Genomic DNA, 9193 nt, shown 5'->3' with positions numbered 1-9193 from the left:
AACGCTTACGTCCCCCACCCGTCACGGCTTAGCGCAGGGGATTCAGCCAAAATGAGAATTGCTGTCGGGGCTTGCTGCAAACGTCGGTGCAGGCTAAAGTGCCCATTTGTGAAAATCTCCCGGAGGAAAACGTGTTTTCCATCGTTCAGGCCGCTGGTTGGCCAATCTGGCCTTTGCTTCTGGCGTCGATCATCACCGTCGCACTGATTCTCGAGCGTCTGGTGGCGCTGCGACGCAGTAAAGTCGTCCCGCCCGGCCTGCTGCAGCGGGTCGTCACCGAGTACCGGCAGAATGGGGTGACCGCCGCCATGGTCGGTGATCTCGAAGCTCACTCGCCACTCGGTCGCGTCCTCGGTGCCGGCTTGCGCAATGTCGGCAGCTCGCGCGAGATCATGAAGGAAGCGATCGAGGAAGCTGGTGGCGTCGTGTCACACAATCTCGAACGTTATCTGACGACGCTGGGCACCATTGCGTCGATCAGCCCCTTGATGGGCCTGTTCGGTACCGTGGTTGGCATGATCGAGATTTTCGGGTCGCAGGCTCCGAGCGGCAGCAACCCCATCCAGCTCGCGCACGGCATTTCGGTGGCCCTGTACAACACGGGTTTCGGGTTGCTGATCGCGATTCCGAGCATGATCTTCTGGCGGCATTTCCGAGCGTTGGTGGATAGTTTCGTCGTCGAGATGCAGCAACAGGCGGTACGTCTGGTCGAGGTTCTGCACGGCCAGCGCAACTCCTGAGAGGGACGGGTCATGAACTTTCGCCGCGGTCGCGCCAGTGACATTCCCGAAATCAACCTGATCCCGCTGATCGACGTGCTGCTGGTGATCATCATCTTTCTGATGCTGACGACCACCTACGCCAAGTTTTCCGGCCTGGAGATCAACCTGCCGACTGCCGACGCCAGCAAACAGGCCGAGACGCCCAACGAGATCAGCGTTGGGCTGACGGCGGCGGGCCAGGTGTTGGTGAACAAGGTGCCGCTGACCACAACCAGCGTACAGGCGATCAGCGAAGCCCTGCGGCGGGCCGCTGGCGACACCAAGGAACCGGTCATCGTGATCAATGCCGATGCCAAGGCCAACTATCAAAGCGTCGTCGATATCATGCAGGCGGCGCAAACGGCCGGCTATCCGCGGATTTCGTTCGCGACCCAATCACCACCCTGATGGCTCGTGCCAGTATGGCGCAGCGCCTGACCGGCCGCTGGTACCAGCGCCGTCTGGTGCTGGCACTCTGGCCCTTGCTGCCGTTTTCCTGGCTGTTCGGCGGACTGGTCGTGCTGCGACGCTGGCTGTACCGCGCCGCGCTGCTACGCTCACAGCGCTTGCCGGTGCCGGTGGTGGTGGTTGGCAACCTGACTGTTGGCGGCAGCGGCAAGACCCCATTGGTATTATGGTTGGTGAACCGCTTGCGCGAGCAGGGCTGGCGACCAGGAATCATCAGTCGTGGCTACGGTGGCAGTGGCGGGCAGGTGCGACCGGTGGACGCCTCATCGCCGTCTTCCCTGGTCGGGGATGAACCCCTGTTGCTGGCCAGGCGCAGCGGCGTTCCGGTTTTTGTTGGCCGTGACCGGCCTGCCGCCGGGCAGGCCTTGCTGGCAACGCACCCCGAATGTGACGTGATCGTTTCCGACGATGGCCTGCAGCACTATCGACTGCAACGCTCGATCGAACTGGTGGTCTTTGACGGACGCGGCGCCGGCAACGGCCGGCTGCTGCCGGCCGGGCCCCTGCGCGAGCCCCTGCGGCGTCTGGCGGGGGTGGGCGCCGTGGTGTGGAACGGCCCACCGGAAACCGGGGTGGCGAACGCGGCTTGGCGCTTGCCACAGTTCGAGATGCGCCTGGTCGGCCAGCATTTCGTTGCCGCGAGCGGAGAACAGCGCCGCTGCGCTGTGGCTGACCTGCAGGACCGCAAGCTATATGCGATTGCCGGGATCGGCGACCCGCAGCGCTTTTTCCGGCAGTTGCAGGCTCTCGGCCTTGAATTCGCAGCGCATCCCTTTCCCGATCACCATCCCTATCAGGACAGCGACCTTGCCTTTGCCAGGGACGGGGTGCTGCTGATGACCGAGAAAGATGCAGTAAAATGCGCATCGCTGGCCATCGGCGAGGCTTGGATGCTGCCGGTCGAGGCGGTCATCAGTTGTTCGCAACCCGGCCAGGCGCCCCTGTTCGAGACCATTCTGGAGAAACTGCATGGATGCACGCCTGCTTGACATTCTCGTCTGCCCGATCTGCAAAGCCAATCTCGAGTACCGCAAGGCGCAATTGGAACTCCTGTGCAAACCCTGCAGACTGGCTTTTCCGGTTCGTGACGGGATTCCGATCATGCTCGAAGAGGAAGCCCGCCAGTTCTCGAACGACGAACGCTGACCACGGCAAATGAAGCGCCGGGGCTTGAGCGTGCTGGCTGCTGGAAGGGGGAGGGGGTGATGCGCTTCAAGGTGGTCATTCCCGCGCGCTATGCCTCGACCCGTTTGCCGGCCAAGCCTCTGCTCGACCTCGGTGGCAAGCCGATGGTCGTCCGAGTGGCCGAGCGTGCGCTGCTTTCGGGTGCCGAGGAGGTGGTCGTGGCGACCGACCACGCAGAGGTGCTGGTGGCCGTCGAGCGGCATGGCCTGCGCGCCCTGCTGACTCGGCCGGAGCATGCGAGCGGCACCGACCGCCTGGCCGAGGTGGTCGAATGGTCGGGCTGGTCTGACGACACGATCGTGGTCAACGTGCAGGGCGACGAGCCTTTGATTGATTCAGCGTTGATTGTCCGTGTGGCCGTTGAACTGGCGGGGAGTGGTGCCGCGATCGCGACATTGGCGCATCCGCTGTCGGAAGCGTCCGACTTTTTTAATCCGAACATCGTCAAGGTGGTCCTGGCGGCCAGTGGCGATGCCCTCTATTTTTCGCGCGCGCCGATTCCCTATGCGCGCGATCATTTCGCTCGCGAAGCCGGCGGTGAGACCTTGCCGGCCGGAATGCTGGCCTATCGGCACATTGGCCTGTACGCCTATCGCGCGCATTTCCTGCGTACCTACACCAGTCTGGCCCCGTCGCCACTGGAAAACCTTGAAGCGCTTGAGCAGTTGCGTGCCCTGTGGCATGGCCTGCGCATCAGCGTGGCGATTGTCGATGATCTGCCGGGTGCAGGTGTGGATACCCTGGAAGATGCACGGCGCGTGCAGGAATGGTTCAAAAACGTTTGACCGTACGCGCATTTGAGGGTAAGTTTCGGCCTGTTGATCACGACAGCGTTCTGCCACAGTTCGGTAGCTGGAGTGCAAGTACATGAAGTTTTGGATAAACCGCTTGATTTGATGAGATCAGAGGGCGAACCATGAAACTCATTCTGCTCGGTGCCCCAGGCGCTGGCAAAGGCACTCAGGCCCAGTTCATTCGTGAAAAATTCGGCATCCCGCAAATCTCCACCGGTGACATGCTGCGTGCGGCGGTGAAAGCCGGGACACCTCTCGGTGTCGAGGCGAAGAAAGTCATGGATGCGGGTGGCTTGGTTTCGGACGAAATCATCATCGGCCTGGTCACGGATCGTCTGCAGCAGGACGACTGCCGGGACGGTTATCTGTTTGATGGTTTCCCGCGCACCTTGCCGCAGGCCGAAGCGATGAAGGTCGCTGGTGTGGCCCTCGACTACGTGCTTGAAATCGACGTGGCCGACGAGGAGATCATCGAGCGGATGAGCGGGCGGCGCGTGCATCCGGGTTCCGGTCGCACGTACCATCTCCGCTTCAATCCGCCGAAGCTGGCCGGAAAAGATGATGTCACCGGCGAGGACCTCATTCAGCGCGACGATGATCAGGAAGAAACGGTCAGGAAGCGGCTGCAGATCTATCATTCGCAGACCAAGCCATTGCTGGAGTACTACCGAGCCTGGGCGGCAACGGGTGATCCCAGGGCGCCGAAATGCCGCAAAATCGCAGGTATCGGGAGCGTCGACGAGATCATGAAGGCGGCTTTTGCGGCCTTGCAATAGCTGCTATCAATGAGACTGTCGTGCAGAAAACGGCTTCAGGATTTGAACGTTGTTTGTTTCGTGTAGCACTGGGGTAAATCCGACTCCTGGGGATTTTCCTGGGAGTCTGGGTCACTTTAAAGAGGGAGGTTGCTTATGTCGTCAGGTTTGATGTTCGCGCTGGTGTGCGCTGTCATTGCGGTGCTTTATGGCGCGGCGATGACGAAATGGATTCTTTCGTTGCCAGCCGGCAACCCACGCATGCAGGAGATCGCCAAAGCCATTCAGGAAGGTGCTTCTGCCTATCTGGCCAAGCAGTACACGACGATCGGTCTGGTCGGTGCCGTGCTCTTCGTGCTGATCTGGTTTGCGCTCGGCAAACTGATGGCCGTCGGCTTTCTGATCGGTGCAGTGCTTTCGGGTGCGACCGGCTTCATCGGCATGAACGTTTCGGTGCGCGCCAATGTGCGTACTGCCGAAGCCGCGCGCAGTGGCATTTCCGCGGCGCTCAGCGTCGCTTTCAAGGGGGGCGCGATCACTGGCATGCTGGTCGTCGGTCTCGGCCTCCTCGGTGTGGCCGGCTACTACGCCTTTCTCAAGAGTGCCGGCGGTGATTTCCAGCACACGGTGGAGCCGCTGGTCGGACTGGCCTTCGGCGGATCACTGATCTCGATCTTCGCCCGGCTGGGCGGTGGCATCTTCACCAAGGGTGCAGACGTTGGCGCCGACCTGGTCGGCAAGGTCGAAGCCGGTATTCCGGAAGATGATCCACGCAACCCCGCCGTCATCGCCGACAACGTCGGCGACAACGTCGGCGACTGCGCCGGGATGGCTGCCGACCTTTTCGAGACCTACGCAGTGACCGTGGTGGCGACGATGGTACTCAGTGCGATGATGCTCAAGGGAGTGGCCGGTGCCACCGACAATCTGATCGTCTACCCGCTGGTACTCGGTGGCGTATCGATCATCGCCTCGATCATCGGTTGTTTCTTCGTCAAGGCCACCGATGGCGGCAAGATCATGAACGCCCTCTACCGTGGTCTGGCCGTGGCCGGCATCCTGGCCTTGATTGCCTTTTATCCGATCACTACCATGCTGCTTGGTAATGGCATCACCCTTGCTGACGGCAAGCTGATCAGTTCGATGAATATCTTCTGGGCAGCGGCGATCGGTCTGGTGCTGACCGGATTGCTGGTCTGGATTACCGAGTACTACACCGGTACCGATTTCTCGCCGGTCAAGCGCGTCGCCGAAGCTTCGACCACCGGCCATGGCACCAACATCATCGCCGGCCTCGCGGTTTCGATGAAAGCCTGTGCCTTGCCGGTGATCTGCGTTTGTGCAGCGATCTACATCACCTATGCGCTGGCCGGCCTGTATGGCATCGCCATTGCGGCCACTTCGATGCTGTCAATGACCGGCATCATCGTCGCGCTGGATGCCTATGGTCCGATCACCGACAACGCCGGCGGTATCGCCGAAATGTCCGGTCTGCCGAAGTCGGTGCGTGATGTGACCGATCCGCTCGACGCGGTCGGCAATACCACCAAGGCCGTCACCAAAGGCTATGCCATCGGGTCCGCGGGTCTGGCCGCGCTGGTGCTCTTCGCCGACTACACGCATGCCCTGGAAATCAACTGGGGGGGGCTGCGCTTCGACCTCTCTGATCACGAGGTGATCATCGGCCTTTTTCTCGGCGGTCTGATTCCTTACCTCTTTGCCGCCATGGCGATGGAGGCGGTAGGCCGTGCAGCCGGTGCGGTGGTCATCGAAGTGCGCAGGCAGTTCAAGGAAATCAAGGGCATCATGGAAGGCAAGGCCAAGCCGGATTATTCCCGCGCCGTCGGCATGCTGACCGTCGCTGCGATTCGGGAAATGATCGTTCCGTCGCTGCTGCCAGTGCTGGTGCCGGTGCTCGTTGGTCTGCTGCTTGGCCCGAAAGCGCTGGGTGGGTTGTTGATGGGAACAATCATCACCGGCCTGTTCGTGGCCATCTCGATGACCACCGGTGGTGGTGCCTGGGATAACGCCAAAAAGTACATCGAGGACGGCCATTTTGGGGGCAAAGGCTCCGATGCCCACAAGTCGGCGGTGACCGGCGACACCGTTGGTGATCCCTACAAGGATACGGCGGGTCCGGCGGTCAACCCGCTGATCAAGATCATCAACATCGTTGCCCTGATGATTGTTCCCTTGATGGTGCCGCCTGCCACGGTGGCGGCCAAGCCTGCGGCTACGGCTGCGGTGGCGGTACCAGTAGCGCCGGCAGCGGCCAAGCTGTACTTTGCGGTGGGTGCGGCAGAAATCCCGGCCGATGCCGGCAAGACCCTCGAAGTTGTCGTTGCCTATGCCAAGGACCATCCGGCCGCGAAGCTCGCCATTTCCGGATTTCATGACATCAGTGGCAGTCAGGCGGCCAACGAAGAGGTCGCCAAGAAACGCGCGATCGCCGTACGTGATGCCCTCAAGAACGTCGGTATCGCCGAGGAGCGCATCGAACTCCGGAAGCCCATGGTGACTACCGGCACCGGAGACCCTGCCGAGGCGCGTCGTGTCGAGGTCAGCGTGCAGTAAATCGTAATCTTCGCTTTGCATGCCGTGGGCAGGCTCTCTCTGCCCTGATCAACGAAAAAGGCCGCTTTGCGGCCTTTTTCGTGTCCAATGGCAAGAAAACCTGCGGCTTCCTCGGCTAACGGTCATGACTTTTCCAGGCACCCCTGATCATGATCATGAAAGTCATGACCGTTTCCCTCTCCCCCGGCCCCTCCCCCGCGAGGGGGAGCGAAGATTCGTGAGTCGCTGACGCGACTTTCACATTAAGCATTCAGCAATGGATTGAGGGTATAGGTCCCGGTCAGACTCGCTTCGGCAAGAATGTGTCCCTGCATGGCCGCACGCAGTTGCTGGCCGGTCAGCTTGCCATCGATGTCCAGTCTGGCGACATCCAGTGCGAAAATCGTGAATACGTAACGGTGGACAATCTCGTCGTTCCAGGGCGGGCAGGGACCATCGTAGCCGTAGTAATCGCCACGCATGTCATTGTCGCCGGCGAACCAGTGGGTATAGTCATTGATTCCCTGGCGTGCGTCATGTGGGGCGTGCGGACCGGGTTTGCCGCGTGGCGTGACATCGTTGGAAAATTCGCCTGCCCTGATCTCGCCGAGTGTGGCCGGCAAATCAAGCAGCACCCAGTGAAAGAAGTCGACCCGTGCCAGCGATGCCGGAACCGTGCGGTCTTCCTGATTGACATCATCGCCCTGGCTCGGCACGTCCGGGTCGTGACAGATCAGGGCGAATGAGCGTGTTTCCGCCGGCGCACTGCGCCATGCCAGATGCGGGTTGCGATTGCTGCCCAGGCAAACATGGTGTTCGGAGTCGGGAATGCAGAATGCAAAATCACCCGGGATCGGTTGCCCGTCACTAAAGCTGCTGCTGATCAATATCATCGTAAATCTCCTTAATTGATTACTCGGCCGCGCTGCGTTTGAAGTCGCGCAGGCGAAAACCTGCGATCCATAGTGTAGCGAAATAGACGCTTGCACCGAAGCCGACCGCTACAGAAAGACGGAGCAATCGTTCTCCCAGGTGCCAGTTGAGCCAATCGACCGTTGGGCCGATCACAAACCACAGCGCAGTGCCCATGCTCAGCAGGGCGAAAGCAAGTCTGCCGTAGAACAGCGGCCAGCCAGGCTGCGGGGTGTAAATGCCACGTTGGCGAAGACCGCGGTAGAGTAGCGTGGCGTTGAGGCTGGCGGCCAGTCCGATCGCAAGGGCCAGGCCGGCATGTTGCAGCCAGCCGATCAGGAGCAGGTTCAGCACTTGCGTGACGAAAAGGGTCAACAATGCGATCCTGACCGGGGTGCGGATGTTTTGGCGGGCGTAAAAGCCGGGTGCCAGCACCTTGACCAGAATCAGGCCGAGCAGCCCGACACTGTAGGCGACCAATGCGTCGCGAGTCCTGAATACGTCGTTGGCGGTGAAAGCGCCGTGATGGAACAGCGTGGTAATCAGTGGTACGGCGAGAATGCCGAGTGCCAGAGCCGCCGGCGCCGCCAGCAGAAAGGTCAGCCGCAAGCCCCAGTCGAGCAATCGGGAATATTCCTCGTGTTGCTCGGCGGCATGGCATTTGGCCAGAGAGGGAAGCAGGATGGTACCGAGTGCGGCGCCGAGCATGCCGGCCGGAAACTCCATCAGGCGGTCGGCGTAATAAAGCCAGGAGACACTGCCGGTACTCAGGAAAGAGGCAAAAACGGTATTCAGCAGCAGGCTGACCTGCGCCACGGAAACACCGAGTACGGCTGGTGCCATCAGTTGGAAGATGCGCCTGACTCCCTCGTCGTGCAGATGGATCGAGAATCGCGGCAGCATGCCAATACGCCTCAGGCTGGGAATTTGGAAGGCAAGTTGCAAGGCACCGCCAAGAAAGACGGCCCAGCCGATAGCCATGACCGGCGGGTCGAAGTAGGGCGCTGCAAAGAGTGCCATCAGAATGAACGAAACGTTGAGCAGCACCGGCGTGAATGCGGGGACGGCGAAGCGGCTCCAGGTATTGAGAATGCCACCGGCCAGCGCGACCAGCGACATGAAAAGGATGTAGGGGAAAGTGATGCGCGTCAGTTGGACGGTCAAGGCAAACTTTTCCGGGTCATCGGTAAAACCCGGAGCCGAAAGGTAAACGAGTAGCGGCGCGGCTGCCATGCCGAGCAGGGTTACCGCCAGCACGACGAGAAACAACAGACTCGCGACTCGGTCCACCAATTGCCGGGTCTCCTCGGCTGAACGCTGGTTCCGGTATTGGCCAAGGACCGGAACGAAGGCCTGCGAAAAAGCGCCTTCGGCAAACAGTCGGCGCAACAGATTGGGGAGTTTGAAGGCAACAAAGAACGCGTCGGTCAGCGCCCCGGCACCGAAAGCGCGGGCAATCACGAAATCGCGGATAAAGCCGAGTATGCGCGACAGCAAGGTCATGCTGCTGACGGTGGCGAGGGTCTTCAGGAGGTTCATTGTCTATCCGGGCGGCGCTGCTCAGGCGCAGACCCGTCATCTTAGCGCCTGGACCTCGGCAGGCAAAACGCGGGACATGTCTTGGGCCTCGCATGACGGCCAGACGCTGCTCGCCCGCTACCCGCAGGACCTGCCGAAGGTCCGTTCGCTGGGAGCGCTGGCGGCCAAGCTCGATGCCCTGTTCCTGCGCCGCGTCCGCCGTCTGGTGCGCCAGGATGGTACAGTG

9 protein-coding genes and 1 pseudogene are annotated in these 9193 nt (G+C 61.0%); 8 read left to right on the top strand and 2 right to left on the bottom strand.

Going from position 1 to position 9193, the window contains the following annotated elements:
• Positions 1 to 131: 131 nt before the first annotated feature.
• The 7 genes from V5B39_RS20680 (at position 132) to V5B39_RS20650 (ending at position 6537) form a co-directional block, all read left to right on the top strand.
• Positions 132 to 740: a MotA/TolQ/ExbB proton channel family protein gene (locus V5B39_RS20680; protein ID WP_332344724.1), complete on the top strand. Its 609-nt coding sequence runs from the start codon at positions 132 to 134 to the stop codon at positions 738 to 740.
• Positions 741 to 752: 12 nt separating this feature from the next.
• Positions 753 to 1169 (top strand): ExbD/TolR family protein, encoded by a 417-nt coding sequence (locus V5B39_RS20675; RefSeq protein WP_332344723.1) that lies wholly within the window; start codon positions 753 to 755, stop codon positions 1167 to 1169.
• Entirely contained in the window at positions 1169 to 2218 is a 1050-nt protein-coding gene (gene lpxK / locus V5B39_RS20670; protein WP_332344722.1) for a tetraacyldisaccharide 4'-kinase, read from the top strand. The genes V5B39_RS20675 and lpxK overlap by 1 nt, the downstream gene beginning before the upstream one ends.
• Positions 2199 to 2375: a Trm112 family protein gene (locus tag V5B39_RS20665; protein ID WP_332344721.1), complete on the top strand. Its 177-nt coding sequence runs from the start codon at positions 2199 to 2201 to the stop codon at positions 2373 to 2375. The genes lpxK and V5B39_RS20665 overlap by 20 nt, the downstream gene beginning before the upstream one ends.
• Before the next feature lie 59 nt (positions 2376 to 2434).
• A complete protein-coding gene (kdsB, locus tag V5B39_RS20660) occupies positions 2435 to 3199 on the top strand; it encodes a 3-deoxy-manno-octulosonate cytidylyltransferase (RefSeq protein ID WP_332344720.1) in 765 nt (254 codons plus the stop codon).
• 131 nt (positions 3200 to 3330) lie between these two features.
• Positions 3331 to 3984, top strand: coding sequence for an adenylate kinase (gene adk, locus V5B39_RS20655; protein ID WP_332344719.1), 654 nt, complete (start codon positions 3331 to 3333; stop codon positions 3982 to 3984).
• Between the two features lie 135 nt (positions 3985 to 4119).
• Positions 4120 to 6537, top strand: a complete 2418-nt coding sequence (locus tag V5B39_RS20650; protein ID WP_332344718.1) for a sodium-translocating pyrophosphatase — start codon at positions 4120 to 4122, stop codon at positions 6535 to 6537.
• A gap of 242 nt (positions 6538 to 6779) precedes the next feature.
• On the opposite strand, the gene V5B39_RS20645 is transcribed toward V5B39_RS20650, so the two are convergent.
• Entirely contained in the window at positions 6780 to 7409 is a 630-nt protein-coding gene (locus V5B39_RS20645) for a YbhB/YbcL family Raf kinase inhibitor-like protein (protein ID WP_332344717.1), read from the bottom strand.
• 19 nt (positions 7410 to 7428) lie between these two features.
• Positions 7429 to 8967 carry a murein biosynthesis integral membrane protein MurJ gene (murJ, locus tag V5B39_RS20640; protein ID WP_332344716.1) on the bottom strand — a complete coding sequence of 513 codons (1539 nt, stop codon included), beginning with the start codon at positions 8965 to 8967 and terminating at the stop codon, positions 7429 to 7431.
• Between the two features lie 94 nt (positions 8968 to 9061).
• Here murJ and V5B39_RS22345 point away from each other — a divergent pair.
• Positions 9062 to 9193, top strand: a pseudogene (locus V5B39_RS22345) (DDE-type integrase/transposase/recombinase); the annotation flags it as partial.

This window comes from Accumulibacter sp. (genome assembly GCF_036625275.1).
Lineage (GTDB): Bacteria > Pseudomonadota > Gammaproteobacteria > Burkholderiales > Rhodocyclaceae > Accumulibacter.
The sequence above is the reverse complement of the archived record's forward strand: the minus strand, read 5'-3'. Positions and strand labels throughout refer to the sequence as shown.